Origin of the sequence: Roseomonas marmotae, from assembly GCF_017654485.1 — a bacterium.
Classification (GTDB): domain Bacteria; phylum Pseudomonadota; class Alphaproteobacteria; order Acetobacterales; family Acetobacteraceae; genus Pseudoroseomonas; species Pseudoroseomonas marmotae.
In genome coordinates this window covers 155,224-170,943 of sequence record NZ_CP061092.1, presented here as the reverse complement: position 1 = coordinate 170,943, position 15,720 = coordinate 155,224, and the positions used below count along the sequence as shown (strand labels likewise).

The 15,720-nt window shown below is 67.7% G+C and carries 14 protein-coding genes; 8 read left to right on the top strand and 6 right to left on the bottom strand.

What is annotated here, in order from left to right; translation table 11 throughout:
* Window positions 1-61: 61 nt before the first annotated feature.
* From IAI58_RS17730 to IAI58_RS17720, 3 genes are read right to left on the bottom strand one after another with little or no spacing between them, the layout of a single operon-like run.
* Window positions 62-976, bottom strand: a complete 915-nt coding sequence (locus IAI58_RS17730) for a 2-hydroxyacid dehydrogenase (protein WP_207450308.1) — start codon at window positions 974-976, stop codon at window positions 62-64.
* Window positions 973-1,608, bottom strand: a complete 636-nt coding sequence (locus IAI58_RS17725; RefSeq protein ID WP_207450305.1) for a fumarate hydratase C-terminal domain-containing protein — start codon at window positions 1,606-1,608, stop codon at window positions 973-975. The genes IAI58_RS17730 and IAI58_RS17725 overlap by 4 nt, the downstream gene beginning before the upstream one ends.
* A 9-nt stretch (window positions 1,609-1,617) precedes the next feature.
* Window positions 1,618-2,487, bottom strand: coding sequence for a fumarate hydratase (locus tag IAI58_RS17720; RefSeq protein WP_207450304.1), 870 nt, complete (start codon window positions 2,485-2,487; stop codon window positions 1,618-1,620).
* Window positions 2,488-2,701: 214 nt separating this feature from the next.
* Between IAI58_RS17720 and IAI58_RS17715 the strand changes: the two genes are divergently transcribed.
* The 7 genes from IAI58_RS17715 (at window position 2,702) to IAI58_RS17685 (ending at window position 9,471) form a co-directional block, all read left to right on the top strand.
* Window positions 2,702-3,511, top strand: coding sequence for an alpha/beta fold hydrolase (locus IAI58_RS17715; RefSeq protein ID WP_207450302.1), 810 nt, complete (start codon window positions 2,702-2,704; stop codon window positions 3,509-3,511).
* 93 nt (window positions 3,512-3,604) lie between these two features.
* Window positions 3,605-4,579 carry a Bug family tripartite tricarboxylate transporter substrate binding protein gene (locus IAI58_RS17710; protein WP_207450300.1) on the top strand — a complete coding sequence of 325 codons (975 nt, stop codon included), beginning with the start codon at window positions 3,605-3,607 and terminating at the stop codon, window positions 4,577-4,579.
* A gap of 13 nt (window positions 4,580-4,592) precedes the next feature.
* On the top strand, window positions 4,593-5,882 hold the full coding sequence (locus IAI58_RS17705; protein WP_207450298.1) for a 3-isopropylmalate dehydratase large subunit: 1,290 nt from the start codon (window positions 4,593-4,595) through the stop codon (window positions 5,880-5,882).
* Between the two features lie 169 nt (window positions 5,883-6,051).
* Window positions 6,052-6,591, top strand: a complete 540-nt coding sequence (locus IAI58_RS17700) for a 3-isopropylmalate dehydratase small subunit (protein WP_207450296.1) — start codon at window positions 6,052-6,054, stop codon at window positions 6,589-6,591.
* Between the two features lie 37 nt (window positions 6,592-6,628).
* Window positions 6,629-7,303: a flavin reductase family protein gene (locus IAI58_RS17695; protein ID WP_207450294.1), complete on the top strand. Its 675-nt coding sequence runs from the start codon at window positions 6,629-6,631 to the stop codon at window positions 7,301-7,303.
* Window positions 7,304-7,666: 363 nt separating this feature from the next.
* The gene (locus IAI58_RS17690) at window positions 7,667-8,875 is read left to right on the top strand and encodes a PQQ-dependent sugar dehydrogenase (RefSeq protein WP_207450292.1); all 1,209 of its coding nucleotides are present in this window, start codon (window positions 7,667-7,669) and stop codon (window positions 8,873-8,875) included.
* 149 nt (window positions 8,876-9,024) lie between these two features.
* Window positions 9,025-9,471, top strand: a complete 447-nt coding sequence (locus tag IAI58_RS17685; RefSeq protein ID WP_207450290.1) for a c-type cytochrome — start codon at window positions 9,025-9,027, stop codon at window positions 9,469-9,471.
* A 339-nt stretch (window positions 9,472-9,810) separates the two neighbouring features.
* Here IAI58_RS17685 and IAI58_RS17680 read toward each other — a convergent pair whose 3' ends face one another.
* The 3 genes from IAI58_RS17680 to IAI58_RS17670 form a co-directional block, all read right to left on the bottom strand.
* Entirely contained in the window at window positions 9,811-10,803 is a 993-nt protein-coding gene (locus IAI58_RS17680) for a Bug family tripartite tricarboxylate transporter substrate binding protein (protein ID WP_207450288.1), read from the bottom strand.
* Between the two features lie 490 nt (window positions 10,804-11,293).
* Window positions 11,294-12,328 (bottom strand): alpha/beta hydrolase, encoded by a 1,035-nt coding sequence (locus IAI58_RS17675; RefSeq protein WP_237182637.1) that lies wholly within the window; start codon window positions 12,326-12,328, stop codon window positions 11,294-11,296.
* A 376-nt stretch (window positions 12,329-12,704) separates the two neighbouring features.
* Complete coding sequence (locus tag IAI58_RS17670; RefSeq protein ID WP_237182949.1) at window positions 12,705-13,715, bottom strand: amino acid ABC transporter substrate-binding protein; 1,011 nt, start codon at window positions 13,713-13,715, stop codon at window positions 12,705-12,707.
* A 112-nt stretch (window positions 13,716-13,827) separates the two neighbouring features.
* On the opposite strand from IAI58_RS17670, the gene rsgA reads away from it, so the two are divergent.
* The gene (rsgA, locus tag IAI58_RS17665) at window positions 13,828-15,141 is read left to right on the top strand and encodes a ribosome small subunit-dependent GTPase A (protein ID WP_207450286.1); all 1,314 of its coding nucleotides are present in this window, start codon (window positions 13,828-13,830) and stop codon (window positions 15,139-15,141) included.
* Window positions 15,142-15,720 lie beyond the last annotated feature (579 nt).

The following is a 15,720-nucleotide window of genomic DNA, read 5'->3' as shown; positions in this document are numbered from 1 at the left end:
CATTAGTTCATATGTATAGTTCTTTTGGGCCGGACGCGCTACCGGCCCGATGTGGCGGCCTTCAGGCGACCACGTTCAAGAAGGGACGGCCGGCGCGGAAATGACCGATATCGGCCAGTAGCCGGCCGATGATGGCCTGCCGCGTCTCTCCCGTCAGGGAGGCGTAGTGCGGCGCCAGCACAACATTCTCCAGCGGCAGGAAGCGCGGGTCGAGCCCGGGTTCGCTGGCGAAGACATCGAGGCCCGCGCCGCCGATGCTGCGCGTCTCCAATGCCTGCAGCAGTGCCGCCTCATCCACCACCGAACCGCGCGCGATGTTGATCAGGAAGCCGCGGGGGCCGAGTGCCGCAAGCACGCCGGCATCCACCATGTGGTGAGAGGAAGCGCCGCCCGGCGCCGCGAGGATCAGCACGTCCGACCCGCGGGCCAGCTCCGTCAGGTCCTCCACATAGGGCCAGGGGGCCTCGGGCTTCGGACGCGGGCCGTGCCAGGCCACCTGCATGCCGATCCCGGCGGCGCGCGAGGCGATGGCCGAGCCGATCTTTCCGAGACCGACGATGCCGGCGCGCTTGCCCTGTATCCCCGTGCCCAGTCCCATTCTCTCCCGGGACCAGCGGCCGGCGCGGACGAAGCGGTCCGCTTCCACGATGCGGCGCATGGTGGCGTAGAGCAGCCCGACGGCGAAATCGGCCACATCCGCCGTCAGTTCATCGGGCGTGTGGCAGACGGCGATGCCGCGCCGCGCCGCCGCAGCCAGGTCGATCCGGTCCAGCCCCACGCCCTGCGAGGCGATCAGCCGCAGGCCCGGAAAGCTGTCCATCGTCGCGGCATCCGCCCCCGCCATGCCCGTGGTGACGGCGATCCGCGCCTCGCTGGCCGCGGCGTCATCGCGCTCCACCAGGGCGTATTCGGCCGCCAGCGCATCCTGAAGGTCCTTGGGTAAGGGGGCCAGGAGGAGGATGGTCTCTTGTGTCACGCAGCTTCTCCTGAATTGTCCCGCTCACGCGCCAGTTCCGCCATGATGGCGGGCAGCCGCGCCGTGGCCGCCGCGTTGAGGTCGCCGTAGAGGCTGTTGCCATGGGCATCGATGCCCACGGTCAGCGGCCCCAGCGCCTCCACCCGCAGCGTCACCAGACGGTAGTGGGAGACGAGGTCGTTCCAGTGAACCGACACCACCTCCCGGATCGCGTCCGAGAGCAGCGGCGCGCCGCCGCCGACGAAGGAAAGATAGACGCAGCCGGCTTCCTGCATCGCCGCGACGCAGCCGGCATCCAGGCCACCCTTGCCGCCTACCGCGCGCAGGCCGAAGTGCCGGATCAGCCCGGGCATCAGCGCATTGAAGCGCGTGCTGGTGGTGGGATTCATGTAGAGAACCTCAAAGGCGCCGTCCTGCGTCTCCCGCGAATAGCTGCCGAGGTGGAACAGGCCGGCGCCGTGGAGATCCCGCGGCGCCTCGCGCGTTCCGGCCGCGCATTCGGCCAGGCGGTGATGCGTCGGCAGGCCGGCGGTGATGACGATCTCTCCGTCCAGCAGCACCATCTCTCCCGCGCGGAGCGAGAGCGCATCCTCGCGCGAGAGGGGCATGCGCAGGCGCCGGATCTCTTCCATCCCCCGCTCCTATTCCACCCGCTCCACGCGCCCGTCCTCATAGAGGCGGGCACGGGTGCGGCGATTGATCCAGCAGTTGAAGGCGACGGCGACCGGGGTGAAGCCGTGGCCCGCCGCGTATTCCACGTGCACGCCCAGCGCCGTGGTATCCCCGCCCGTGCCCATGGGCCCGAAGCCTGTGGCGTTCACGGCCTTGAGCAGGCGCGCCTCCATCGCCGCCAGGGTCGGGTCGGGGTTCACCGTGCCGTACTGGCGTAGCGTCGCCCGCGCCGCGAGCTTGGCGCAGTAGTCGAAGGAGCCGCCGATACCGACGCCGATATTCACCGGCGGGCAATGCTGCGAACCCGCCTTCAGCACGCATTCCATGACGTAGCGCTCGATCTGCTCCAGCGTCGGGAAGGTGAAGATCTCCATCGCCGCCCACCGGCCGGAGCCGAGCGCCTTGGGCTGGCAGGTGATGTCCACGTAGTCGGCACCGTCGATCAGATCCCAGGTGACCAGCGGCATCTCCTTGCCGCGATAGCTCCGCTCATTGGTCAGTGGATTGGTGACGTGCTTGAGCAGCGGCGGGTTCGAAGTGGCGATCAGCTCATCGAAGCCGTCGGACACCGCCTGCTTGATGTTGCCGTCCAGTCGCACCCCGGTGCCGATCGCGATGACGTAGGTGGGCACGCCGGAATCGGAGCAGACGAGGCGGTCCTGTGTTTCCGCCATCTCGGCGCTGCGCAACAGGATGCCGAGCGTCCTCTGGGCGACGGCGTTCGTCTCCGTCTCGCGCGCCCGGCGCAGTGCCTCCAGCGTGTCGTCCGGCACCTTGCGGAGCGACCAGGCATAGAGCTGGGCCGTGAGATGTTTAATCTGCTCGGAGGTGATCGGCACCGCGTTCCGTCCCTTGGTGGCCGCCGGTCCTTGTGACCCGCTGGCCGTCCTTTCCGCCCAGTCTGGCGGAGCGCGGCGATTAAGTCAATAAACTGGCCTTTTGACTTCCGGCGGCTTGCGGGCAACACTCCGCGCCACAGGGCCAGGAAAGACCCGCCCGGCAGCCGCATGGTGCCGCCCCTGTAAGCCGGCCCGAAAGTGGAGAAGATTGACGATGGTGACTTCAGAGACGGTGCGGGTCAACGGCCTCCGCTTCCGCTGCCGGCTGGATGGGCCGGAAGCTGCGCCCTGGCTCGTCTTCAGCAACTCCCTGCTGACAGACCTGACGCTCTGGGACGACCAGGTCGCGGCCTTCGGAGACCGCTACCGCATTCTGCGCTACGACCAGCGCGGCCATGGCGGCACCGAGGTTCCGCCCAACCCCACCAACCTCGACGAACTGGCCGGGGATGCCGCCGCGCTCATGCGGCATTTCGGCGCTTCGGACGCGGTTTTCGCGGGCGTCTCGATGGGCGCGGCCACCGCGCTGCTGCTCGCCACGCGCGAGCCCGGCCTTGTCGCGGCCGTGGTCGCCTCCGACGGGCAGGCGGGCACCGCGCCAGGCGGGGCGGCCATGTGGCGGGAACGGATGGATTTCGCCGCCGCACACGGCATGGACGCGGTTGCCAAGGCGACGCTCGCCCGCTGGTTCACGCCGAAGTCGCGGGAATCCGACCATCCTTCGATGGGTCGCCTGCAGGCCATGATTGCCGCCACGCCGCTGCAAGGCTTCGTCGCCTGCGCCACCGCGCTGCAGAACTACGAGTTCCGTGCGGCACTTCCGACGCTGCGGCAGCCGGTCCTGCTCCTGGCCGGGGCGCAGGACGGCGCGATGCCCACGACCATGCGCGCCCTGGCCGGGATGATCCCGGACAGCCGCTTCGTGGAGATCCCCGATGCGGGCCATCTGCCGGGCATCGAGGCGCCGGAGGCCTTCAACGCAGCCATGGCAGCCTTCCTGGGCGAGCGCGCCTCACCGCATTAGGTCATTCATTTGGTTTATTGCTTCATATCGGACGATATGGTTTCGTGGCGACGCGAAGCCCGAGCAACGGGCCGCGGAGGAGAGGAAACGGGGATGTACCGCAGACAGCTTGCCGGCTTGAGTCTTGTCGCCTTCGGTCTTGCCCGCCCCGCTCTCGCTCAGGGCAACCGCTTTCCCGGCCGCCCCATCCGATGGGTCCTGCCTTATGCCCCCGGCGGTCCCGCGGATGTCTTCAGCCGCGCGGTCGGTCGTGGCCTGACGGAGCGGCTGGGCCAGCCGGTGGTGGTGGACAGCCGCCCCGGCGCCGGCGGCGTGCTGGGGGTGGAGATCGTCGCGAAGGCGCCCGCCGATGGCTATACCATCGGCGTCGGCGGCACGGGCTCGCTCGCCGGCGCGCTCAGCCTCATGCCGCAGATGCCCTATGATCCGCTCAAGGATTTCGCACCGCTGACCATGATGGCGGCGGTGCCGGAAATCCTGGCGGTGAATGCCAAGGTCCCGGCGCGCACGGTGGCCGAGCTGGTCGCGCTCGCCAAGGCAGAGCCTGGCCGCCTGTCCTTTGGCTCCGGCGGCAATGGCACCGGCCCGCATCTGGCGGGCGAGCTGCTGCGGCTGCGCACCGGCATCGACATCGTGCACGTGCCCTATCGCGGCGCCGCGCCGGCGACCACCGACCTCGTATCCGGCCAGATCCAGATGATGATCGGTGAAGGGCCGGCACTCCTGCCCTTCATCCAGTCCGGGGAATTGCGGGCGCTGGCCGTCACCACGCGCAGCAGGCTGACGGCCCTGCCCGAAGTGCCCACCATGGCGGAAGCCGGCGTGAAGGACCTGGAGCTGGAGAACTGGTACTGCCTGCTGGCGCCGGCCGCCGTGCCGGCGGAGCGGCTGGATATCCTGCGCCGCGCGATCGTAGAGACCCTGGGCGACGCGGAGGTGCAGCGCATCTTCGCCGCCCAGGGCGCGGCGGCGGCGCCCAGCACGCCGGAAGCGCTGATGGCGCGCATCCGGCAGGAGATCGCCCGCTGGGCCGAGGTATCCCGCGCCGCCGGCACGAAGTCGAACTGAGGGAGGACGGCCGGTGGCAGGGCAGACGGTCGCGCAGAAGGTCATCGCCCGCACCCTCGGGCGCGGGTCCGTCGAGGTGGGGGAATACGTCACCGTCTCGGCGGATTATACCGTGTGCCAGGAGCTGTTCTGGCCCGGCCACCAGCGCAATCTCGAACGCATCGGGGTGAAGTGCATCCCACGCCCGGACAAGGCGGTGATGGTGATCGACCACTCCACCTCCGCCGCCATGGGGTCACATCATTACCAGACGCACCGTACCCTGCGGGACTGGTGCGAGGCGCAGGGGATCGAGAACTTCTTCGGCCCGGGCAGCGGCCTGCGGCATCAGGTCATGATGGAGCGCGGCTTCGCGCGCCCCGGACTGTTGATCTTCTCGGACGAAGGTAACATCGCCAGCCTCGGCGCCGTCGGCGCGCTGAACATCCCGATCTCGACGGAGGTAATCGTCTCCCTCATCGAGGATCAGAACTGGCTTTCGGTGCCACCCTCCGCCCGCATCACCCTGACCGGTGCCCTGCCCCCCGGCGTCACGGCGCGGGACCTGATCCAGACGATCATCCGCGATCATGGCGCGACGGACCACCTGCTCGGCTGCTGCGTGGAATTCGCCGGCCCGGCTATTGCCGGCCTCTCGATGGATGACCGGCAGACAATCCTCGCCTCGCTGTTCCATAGCGGTGCCTATACCGGCGTGATGCCTGTGGACGCGGCGGCGCGCGCCTATGTCGAGGAGCGGGCGGCGGGCCGCCCCTGGCACATCGTGGAGGCCGATCCGGACGCCGCCTATGTGCTGGAGGCATCCTACGACCTCTCCACCCTCTCCCCCATGGTGACCCGCCCGCCTGACCTGCATGGCGGCGTGCCCGTCGGCGAGGTCAGCGGAAAGCGGATCGACCAGGCCACCATCGGCTCCTGCGCAGGCAACCGGCTGGATGACATGCGCGCCGCCGCCGCCATCCTGCGCGGCCGCCAGGTGGCGCGGCATGTCACGCTCTACATCACGCCGGGCAGCCGGGAGGTTTATTCGGCCGCCGCGCGGGAAGGATTGCTGGAGGTCTTCTCCGATGCCGGGGCCACCGTGCTGGCGCCGGGCTGCACGACCTGCTGGGGATACCAGGGGCAGCTCAACGACCATGAGGTGCTGATCTCCACCCAGCAGTTCAACTATCAGGGGCGCAACGGCAGCCGCTCGGCCGAGGTCTTCCTCGCCGGCCCCTATGCTGTGGCCGCCGCCGCCGTGGCGGGTGAGATCACCGACCCCCGTCTGATGCTGGGCGAACCCGGCGGGAGCGCGGCATGACCATCCGCCGCCCGCACCGGCTCCCCACCGCCTGGACGATGCTCCCGACCGCTGAAACGGGGGCACGGATCTCCCCGGATGCCCCGGTACGGATGGCCGCCCCCATCGCGGGCGGGCGGGAACCTGACCCCAGGCGAGCTGCTGGCCAGATCGGCCTGGGAGAGACGCCATGAGCGGCACCAACCTTCGCGGCCGGGTCTGGAAATTCGGCGACAATGTCAGCGGCGACGACGGGATCATCGAATTCTCCATCGTGCGCGAAGGCTTCGGCAAGGCCTTCGACGAGGAGGCCCTGCGCGCCATGTGCTTCCGCCGCCTCCGCCCGGAGTTTCCGGCGCAGGTGCGGACCGGCGATATCGTGGTCGGTGGCAGGAATTTCGGGCACCACAATCATGTGGAGGTGAGCGTCGCGATGAAGGCCTCCGGGATCGCGGTGGTAATCGTCGAATCCTGCGAGTCCGGCATCATCCGGCGCGCCCTCAATGTCGGCCTTCCGGTCATGACCTGCCCCGGCATCACGGATGCGGTCGGAGATGGCGAGGTGATCGAGGCGGACCCGGCCACCGGAATCATCCGCAATGCGGCGGGTGCCACGCTGCTTGCCCGGCCGTTCTCGCCCCGGATGGTGCAGATCTGGCAAGCAGGCGGTTCCATACCCCTGCTGGAACGCGAGTTCGCCGAGCGTCGCGCGACGGCGGGTGGCACCTGATGGCCGTACCGCCGCTGAACAGGAAAACAGGAACACCATGACCCCGGATCAGTTCACCTTCATCGACGGGCAAGGGCTGGATACGGCCGCCGCGTACCGCCTGATCGTCGGCTGCGTCGTGCCTCGCCCGATCGCCTGGGTCACGACGGTGAATGAAGATGGGCTGGTGAACGCCGCGCCCTTCAGCTCCTACAATTATGTCGCCACCAGCCCACCCATGCTGGCCGTCAATATCGCCACCCGCGCCGGCGACGGCGCCATGAAGGATACCGCCAGGAATATCCTTGCCACTGGCGAATTCGTCGTCAATGTCGCGACCGAGGCGACGATGGATGCCATGCATGACTCGGCGGAAGAATTTCCGCCTGAGGTGAGCGAGGTTGAGGCGCTGGGTCTGGCCCTTCTGCCGAGCCGCCATGTGCGGCCGCCGCGCATCGCCGCCACGCCGGTGCAAATGGAGTGCCGGCTCGATCAAGTTGTAAAGCTCGGGCGCGGCGTGAATACACTCTATATCGGCGAGGTGGTGGCGTTCCACCTGTCCTCGCAGGTATTCGACGGCGCCCGGGTGGACAGTACAAAGATGCGCCCCGTCGCGCGTCTAGGCGGCCCCTACTATGCCGCGCTCGGTGAGATCATACACCGCCCCATGCGGCAAAGTCCGCCTGGAGGCGAAGGATGGGCTGCGGATGTTCCGCCCCGCCGGGAGACCTGAAGATACTTCGCCTACCGTTCCAATCAGGGCCTGAGCTGGCCCGTTTCTTTCATATCCGGCGGATGTGAAGGAAGCGGCGGTGGGTTCGGTCGCCCGGCGCAGGCGGCGGCCGCATGAAGTATCGTGCCACGGCTGCTGACAGTAGGTACGGGCGGCAAGCGTTCCATCCCAGGTCGTGCCTGCCGGCCCCCGCCGGCTTGGGATGGGGTATGTGAGGATAGGGCCGTGCAGGTGCCGCAGGGGACCATCGGCAGGCAGGAGCTGCTGCCTTCGGCGAGCCGCCCTTTGTGCAATGCTTTTCCAGAATGGGATGCTAGGGTTTTTGCACGAACGGCGCGGAAAGCGCCAAGGGAGGGATATGTCATGCTTCAGCGTCTGACATCCATTGCTGCCGTCGGCCTACTGACCCTCGGCGCCAGCCTGCCCGCGGCAGCGCAACAGGCCGAAGTGCCCGCCTGGGCGCAGGGGCGCACCGGCGCGCAGGCCAATAGCACGCTGGCCCCCCACGCACCGCGGCTGACCGCGACGCCGCCCGAACGTATTCCAGTGAATAGCATCCGCCTGCCGGAAGGTTTCCGGGCAGAACTCTGGGCCAGCGGCATGCCGGGCGCCCGCATGATGGCCCGGGGTGAGGATGGGACGGTCTATGTCGGCACCCGCACCATCGGCCGCGTCTATGCCGTGAGGGATGAAGGCGGCACGCGCCGCTCGCGCATCCTGGCCCAGCGGCTCGGCCAGCCCAATGGTGTGGCTGTGCGGGATGGCGCGCTCTACGTCATCGCGCTGCATCAGGTGCTGCGCTTCGATAATGTCGCGACCACGGAGGAGCCGAAGCCGGTCGACCTCACCGAAGCCTTCGCACTGCCGACCGAGGCGCATCACGGGTGGAAGTTCGCGGCCTTCGGGCCGGACGGCAAGCTGTACATGAATGTCGGCGCCCCCTGTAATGTCTGCGACGTCGACGAAAGCCGCCACGCGGTCATCCTGCGCTACAACCCCGACGGTTCGGGGCGCGAGGTGGTGGCGCGCGGTATCCGCAACTCGGTGGGCTTCGACTGGCGTCCGGGGGGCGGGCCCCTCTACGCCACCAACAATGGCCGCGACTGGGCGGGAAATGACACGCCGGAAGACACGCTTCACCGCCTGGAACGCGTGGGTGAGCATCACGGCTTTCCCTTCTGCTCTGGCGCCGCCTGGCAGGACCCTGATTTCAGTGCCCGGGCCTGTTCGGAGTTTCCGCGCCCTGTGGCGCTGCTCGGGCCGCATACCGCGCCGTTGGGCATGCGCTTCTATGACGGAACCATGTTCCCCGAAGCCTATCGCGGCCGCGCGTTCATCGCCCGCCACGGTTCCTGGAACCGCGATGCCAAGAGTGGCTTCGATGTCGTGACCGTCCGCCTCAATGAGGATGGCAGCACCGGAACGGTGGAGCCATTCATGACTGGCCTGCTGGACGGTGCTGCCGGCAGTTTCGCCGGCCGGCCGACGGATGTGCTGGTCATGCCGGACGGCGCGTTGCTGGTCTCCGACGAGGATAACGGCGCCATCTATCGCATTTCCTACACCCGGTGAGGGTCGGGATGCGGCGTCTGTGGCTGGCCTGCGCCCTGCTGGCCGGGTGGGCGCTGCCAGCTGTGGCAGAGACAGCCACGGAGCGCGGCGCCATTCTGGCCGAAGCGCGGGGCTGTGGCGCCTGCCATGGCGAAAGAGGGGTCTCCGCCATGCCGGATATCCCTTCCCTCGCCGGGCAACAGCCAGGCTTCATCACTCTGCAACTCGTGCTCTTCCGCGAGGGGCTGCGGGATGTCCCCGCCATGGTTGCCGCGGTGGAGGGGCTGAGCGATAGCGAGCTGGAGGATCTCTCGGCGCATTTCGCGGCGCTGCCCCATGCGGCGCCTCCCGACCGGGCTCAGCGGCGCGCGGCCCTCTACGATAATGGCGCCGCCCTGGTGACGCAGCTGCGCTGCGGTATCTGCCACCTGCCCGGCCTCACCGGGCAGAACCAGGTGCCTCATATCGCCGGCCAGCGCGAGGACTTCCTGGTGGCGACCCTGCGCGCCTACCGGGATGACCGGCGCCAGGGCAGCGATACACAGATGAATGGGGTGATGCGCGGGCTGAACGATTCCGATATCGACGCGATCGCCCACTACCTTTCCCAACGTTGAGGGCCGGCGCTTTTCTGCCGGAGCCGCTGTTCCTGGCGGCGGCGGCACTGCCTCCCATGATGCGGCGCCGGCAGGCGGGGTTATGCGTGTCCGGGCGGCGACCTTCGGCGCAGCCGCGGTCCCGGAAGTTTTGCCAACTTCAACCGAAACAAGCCTTCCGTCTGCCTCGACCTGAGGCAGACGGAAGGTACGGGGGGAAGCGGATGTTCTCGGTAGCGATATCCGCTCTGTCGCGCTGAATCACGCCATTCCGCTGCGCTGCAACCTCGCTTGGCTATGGAGGAGTGCCAGCCCTCCTCAACGCCTCAGAACAAGTCAGCCCCAGGTTCCTGGCCGAGTTCAGCCTCCAAGCTTCACGCCTGCAGCCCGTGCAACCTCGCCCCATTTGCGGATTTCGCTGGCAACGAAGGTGTTGGCTTCCTCGACCGTCTGCGGCGCGGCGGTTCCACCCAGTTCCAGCATACGGGCCGCGATCCGCGGTTCCCGAAGCAGGGCGGTGACATCGGCATTCATCCGCTCAACAACCTCCCGCGGTGTCGCCTCGGGGACGCAGAGGCCGCCCCAACCGATGGCTTCGTAGCCGGGCAGCGATTCAGCGATTGTCGGCACCTCAGGCAGCTGCGGTGCCCGGGTGGCCGAGGTGACACCAAGGGCCTTGATCCGCCCACCCTGGATATGCGGCAGCGCGCTCGCGACGCTGTCGAACATCATGGGGATATTGCCGGCAATCAGGTCAGCCATCGCGGGTCCGGACCCTCGATAGGGCACATGCGTCAGCTTCACTTCGCCACGGCTGGCGAACATCTCGGCCGAGAGATGCTGCGAGGTACCCGGCCCGCCGCTGCCGTAGTTGATCCCGCCAGGGTCCGCCTTGGCCGCCGCAAGCAGCTCGGGCACCGTGTTCGGCGAGAAGCTGGGATGGGCGACGATCAGCAGCGGTATGGTGAACACCGTGGTGATGTAGGTGAAGTCCCGCACCGCGTCGTAAGGCAGGTTCGGGATCAGGCTCGGGTTGATCCCGTTGGTGCCGCTGGTGGAAGCGACCAGGGTGTAACCATCGGGGGCGGAGCGTGCCCCGGCCTCCATCCCGACCACGCCCGCGCCGCCCGCCCGGTTCTCCACAACGATGCGCTGTGGCCACCGCTTCGAAAGTTCGTCCGCGATGTAGCGCAGAATGGTGTCTGTCGCCTGACCTGGTGGAAACGGGATCAGCAGACGCACGGGGCGGCTGGGCCAGGTCTCGGCAGCCAATGGGGCATTGGCCAGAACGGCCGCTCCGGCGAGGCTGAGGCCAGCGCCGAGCAACTGGCGGCGGGCCGGGTAACGGAACATGCGCAGTCTCCGGAGATATCCGGCGGCGGTATGCTGCTCCGCCCTGAGGCAATCAAGTTAGCCCTGCTGTCCTATTTCACTGACCCGAACAGGTCAGGCCGATGTCGGACACCAGGCCGCCTTACCGCTCCTGGCCTCGTTTCGTCCTCCAACAGACCGACAGCCTTCAGTGTAATTCTCCGCCGCGGGCTCGGCGGGTAGCACGATGCACGCTTGCCTCACGACCCCTGCGACTAGTTGAGCAGTGAATGCCCCACGCGGACGGTGCGGACCACACGGACGGCCTTATCAGGCGCTTGGCCTCATCCCTCCGAACCATGCACCGGGCCGGTGTCGGACAAGAATGCGGCGGATGGATCGAAGATTTACTGGAAAAGATGATCTGCAGCGGCGGCCGTCTCTCCGCCAGTAGCGTATCGGGCCGAAGCTACTGGCGGAGGAAGAAAGCAGGCCGGTGAGGTTTGACCAGGGACAAGCCCTGGCCGCCCCTTCAGCGCATCAGGCCGCGCCGTTCCATCCACGCCTGGATCCGGCCAGCGACCTCATCGCTGTTCGTGTCCATCATCATCATATGGCTGTTGCCGCGGAGACCTTCGGCCGGCAGGTCCATGATGTCGGCCGTCCCGCCGGCATCGCGGATGGTGCCAGCCCAGCGCTCGACATTGCCGCGGATTTTCTGCCAGAAGGGAGACTCCGTGAAATGGTCACCCCAGACGACGAGGTGCGGCACATCGCGCAGTGGCGACGCGTCGGTGCCCACCGACGGGGTGCCGGACGGCTCGATGGCGATCACGGCGCGCACCTTGTCCGGCGCCGCCAGAGCGGCGTTGAAGGCGAAGTTGCCACCCTGGCTGTGCACGATGATCACGCAAGGGCAGACCTGCTGGACATAGGCATTGTAGGCCGCCTGGATCTGGCTGTCCGTGGTCGTCCAGCGGGGCACGGACTGGCGCGCGAAGGCGTCCCAGGCCGCTACGGGAAAGCGTGTATCGGCGAAGGCCCTGCGCTCGGCCGCTCTGGCGTTCCAGCCGGATTGCGGTCCCACGCGGAACAGGCCCCAGCCTTCGCCCATCGCGCGGAAGACGGGCTCACCCGCGAAGATCTCCGGGAATCGTGCCCAGCCGGAGCGGCCGCGCTCCATGGCATCGCTGACATAGACGTCATGGCCCTGGCGCAGAAAATACATCTGCCATCCCGGTCGGCCATCCGGCGTCGTCTCCCAGGTCACGCCCGTCAGGCCGCCACCATGCCAGAGCAGGAGGGGATGACGGGCGCGCGGTTGCACCAGCTTCACGTAATTCGCATACATCTGCTCGACCTGGAACTCACCGTTCGGGTCCATCTGGATCGGTGGTGCGCCGGGGGATGGGACGATCTCGCGCTTCGGCATACCCTCGAGGGCCACGACACGGCCGCCGACATGAAAGCTGCCGATCTCCTGGATCTGTAGCGGTGGCAATGTCTGCGCCTGGGCGGCGCCGATCCCGAGCGCGAGAGCCAGGACGGTCAGGGGGTGCTTCATCATGCGTTCCTCCGGTTCTGAAGCGCCGGAGGTTGCCACGGCAATCCAGCATTGCGCCACCAGCCGCCATCAAGCGCGACGGTTTCTGAGGGAATGCCCCAGCGGCGGAAGCGGATGCATGGCGCCATTGGTCGTGAGCACGGCCTCTTCCGGGCGCCGGTTGCCTCCGGCCCGAGCAGGCGGGCGCAGGCATATCGCCCGACCACCCGGAGGCGGGCCGCTCGGACAGGCCGGCGAGGCCGCCGGAGTTGGTGGGGCGCCACACCCCTGAAGCGGCTCCGCGTCCTGATCAGCGTCAATGGTCCAGGGCGTAGCAAACCCGCGCGGAACCACGGCGAAACAGATCGACCTGACGGGCCGCCCTCGGTGCCCGCTTTCCTCAGCGCATGGGCAATGGGTAAAGCAGACCGCCCCGCGTCCACAGCTCGTTCGGCCCCCGCGCCAGGCCGATCGGCGTCTTCAGGCCCATGTTGCGCTCGTAGATCTCGCCATAATTGCCCATGGATTTGATGACCTTCACAACCCAGAGCGGGTCCAGCTTCAGGGCCTGCGCGATCTCCGGCGTCGCGCCCAGCAGGCGCCGCGTGTCGGGGTTGGTGCTTTCCTGGCGCATCTGCTCGACATTGGCTGCGGTGACGCCGCGTTCTTCCGCCTCCATCAATGCATTGACATACCAGCGCACCAGGTCGAACCACTCCTCATCGCCCCGGCGCACATAGGGGCCGTAGGGCTCCTTGGAGAAGCGCTCCGCCAGGATGGTCCATTCATTCGGGTTCTGCAGCGAGGAGCGGCTGGCGGCGAGCTGTGAGGCATCGGTGCCGAAGCTGTCGCACCGCCCCGCCTGCAAGGCAGCGACCGCCTGGTCCGTGCGTTCGAACAGAATGGGGGTGAAGGTCAGGTTCTGTGTCCGGAAGTAGTCCGCTGTCACCAGTTCGTTTGTGGTGCCGCTGATGAGACAGATCGTCGCCCCCCCCATCTCGGACGCTTTGGTGATCCCGGCGCCAGCGCGTACCATGAAGCCGTGCCCGTCGTAGAAATACGGCGTCACGGCCCGCAAGCCGAGCGTGACGTCGCGCATGAGCGTATGGGTGCTCGTGCGGAACAGAACGTCCACTTCCCCCGAACCCAGCGCCGTGAAGCGGGTGGAGGAGCTGAGCGGCTGGAAGCGCACCTTCTCCGCATCCCCGAACAGCGCGACGGCCAGTCCACGGCAGAGGTCGATATCCAGGCCGCGCCAGATGCCCCGGGAATCCGGCAAGGCGAAGCCGGCAACGCCGGTGTGGATGCCGCAAACCAGCTGTCCACGCGCCTTCACGGCGTCCAAGGTGGCGCCTGCCCTGGCCGGCTCAGGCAGGGAGAAGAATGTTGCGGCAGCGGCCAGCGCGGCCATCCAAGCACGCTTGATCATGTGTCGCATCCCTGTCGTTCCGAAGTTGCAAGGGTGCAGGTACGCGCTGACAGGCGTCAACACGGTGCCGGTTGATACAGCCGGAACGCCCCACATGACGGGTCATCAGCTTGCCGATGCCATTTCGAACCGTGGCGCCTCGGTACAGCACCTGCCGCGCCAGGATATCATCGAGCCCTTCCGCGGGGTCCTGAAGCTTCCGGATGGGATGGGGCGCTGCGGCAGCGGACCCGCTGCCCGCGCAGGATCGGCTAAAGCCCTTACAACGAGCAACGGCGTAAAGGTTCGGTTTGTCGCTCCGTCGGTGCTAGGATGCCCATCCCTTCTGAGAGTGCTGCCTTTGATCGAACAGTATGGCTGGTCCGATGCACTGCGACTGGCCTTCGAGCCGCATGCGCGGGCCGGCCACCTCCCCGGGCGTATTGTCGTCCAGCAGCGCGAGGCGCATCTGGTGGTCACGGATGCCGGCAGCCTGAGCGCCAGGCTGTCTGGCCGCCTGCGCCACGAGGCCCGGGAGGCAGGCCATCCGGCCGCTGGTGACTGGGTGGCTCTGTCGGCGAAGGCCGGCGAAGGTAAAGCTACCATCCATGCCGTCCTGCCTCGCCGCACCGCATTCGTGCGCCGGGCGGCCGATAGCGTGCAGACACTACAGGTCATCGCCGCCAATATCGACGTCGTCTTCATTGTCACCTCGCTGAACGCCGAGTTCAATCCGCGCCGGCTTGAGCGCTTCCTTGCGGCTGCCTGGCAGAGTGGCGCGCGGCCGGTGGTGGTGCTGACCAAGGCCGACCTGTGCGAGCAGCCCGAAGGCCAGGCCGCCGAAGTGGCCACCCTGGCGGCGGGCTGCCCGATCCTCATTGTTTCGGCGCGACAAGGGCTGGGCCTGGGCAGTTTGATGGATCACATCTCGCCGGGCGAAACCTGTGTGCTGATCGGCTCATCGGGTGTGGGCAAATCCACCCTGGTGAATGCTCTTCTGGGTGAGGAGCGGATGGCAACCCAGGATATCCGCGCGGCGGATGCCCGGGGGCGCCACACCACCAGCCATCGGCAACTTGTCCTGCTCCCCGGCGGAGGGATGATCCTCGACACGCCCGGCATACGCGAAGTCGGCCTGATTGACGCGGATGAGGGTCTCAGCACGGTCTTCGACGACATCGAGCACTTGGGCATGAATTGCCGGTTCCGCGACTGCGGGCACAGTAGCGAACCGGGCTGTGCGGTACGCAGCGCGCTGGACGAAGGCCTCCTCGATGCCGGCCGCTGGGCGCATTTCCAGAAGCTGAGCCAGGAACTGGCGGCGTTGGGGGTAACGAAAGACCGGATGGCGCAGGAGGTCGAACGCCGCCGTCAGGCTGCGCTGCAGAAAGCGTATCGGTCGAACAAGAAGGCTCTGCGGGACCTGTGACGCCGGGCTGACGCCCCGTGAGCTGAACGCCTCCCGGGAGCGCACTGCGTTCTGGTGCGCAACAGCACCGGGAGGTGGTGTGGACATCGGTGCCGAAACGATGGCCAGGGCTGGGCGCATAGCTTCCCGCCGCGGCCACGGCTTATTGGCTCAGGCGTGGCAGGAGCTGGGTGGACGCGACCGGTCCGCTTCCGGCGCCTGGGTCAGCACCGGATGCCGTGCGCTGCGGTCTCCGGCGGAGAAGCGCGCCGGCCAGCCTGTCGCGCCTTCCGTCGCGATCCGGTTCGGCACCGGCACGGTCTTGCCCGGCAGTTGGAGCCAGGCCCCCTTCTTGCCCCGCCCGTACCCGGATCCTGGTGACGGGTGAGATCGCGGGGTAAAGCGCCACGACCTCACCGGCGCTGTCCTCTTCTGGATGGACGCGTCCTGAGCCTGGCTGGTCAGCTGGATCAGCGACTACAACCCTGGACTGGCCCGAGGACAATCAGCACCGGGTTCCGTCCCAGCCGCCAAAATGTCAGGGGCATGGGGCCGTGCATCTCGGGGCCTCCACCGGGCCGCGGTGCCTGATGAGGCAAG

Bases quoted from the DNA above. Each gene is read 5' to 3' on its own strand.
- IAI58_RS17725 (WP_207450305.1), bottom strand. From the start codon at position 1,608: ATGGAAGAGATCCGGCGCCTGCGCATGCCCCTCTCGCGCGAGGATGCG.
- IAI58_RS17715 (WP_207450302.1), top strand. From the start codon at position 2,702: ATGGTGACTTCAGAGACGGTGCGGGTCAACGGCCTCCGCTTCCGCTGC.
- IAI58_RS17710 (WP_207450300.1), top strand. From the start codon at position 3,605: ATGTACCGCAGACAGCTTGCCGGCTTGAGTCTTGTCGCCTTCGGTCTT.
- IAI58_RS17700 (WP_207450296.1), top strand. From the start codon at position 6,052: ATGAGCGGCACCAACCTTCGCGGCCGGGTCTGGAAATTCGGCGACAAT.
- IAI58_RS17695 (WP_207450294.1), top strand. From the start codon at position 6,629: ATGACCCCGGATCAGTTCACCTTCATCGACGGGCAAGGGCTGGATACG.
- IAI58_RS17690 (WP_207450292.1), top strand. From the start codon at position 7,667: ATGCTTCAGCGTCTGACATCCATTGCTGCCGTCGGCCTACTGACCCTC.
- IAI58_RS17685 (WP_207450290.1), top strand. From the start codon at position 9,025: ATGCCGGATATCCCTTCCCTCGCCGGGCAACAGCCAGGCTTCATCACT.
- IAI58_RS17680 (WP_207450288.1), bottom strand. From the start codon at position 10,803: ATGTTCCGTTACCCGGCCCGCCGCCAGTTGCTCGGCGCTGGCCTCAGC.
- IAI58_RS17675 (WP_237182637.1), bottom strand. From the start codon at position 12,328: ATGATGAAGCACCCCCTGACCGTCCTGGCTCTCGCGCTCGGGATCGGC.
- IAI58_RS17670 (WP_237182949.1), bottom strand. From the start codon at position 13,715: ATGGCCGCGCTGGCCGCTGCCGCAACATTCTTCTCCCTGCCTGAGCCG.
- rsgA (WP_207450286.1), top strand. From the start codon at position 13,828: ATGACGGGTCATCAGCTTGCCGATGCCATTTCGAACCGTGGCGCCTCG.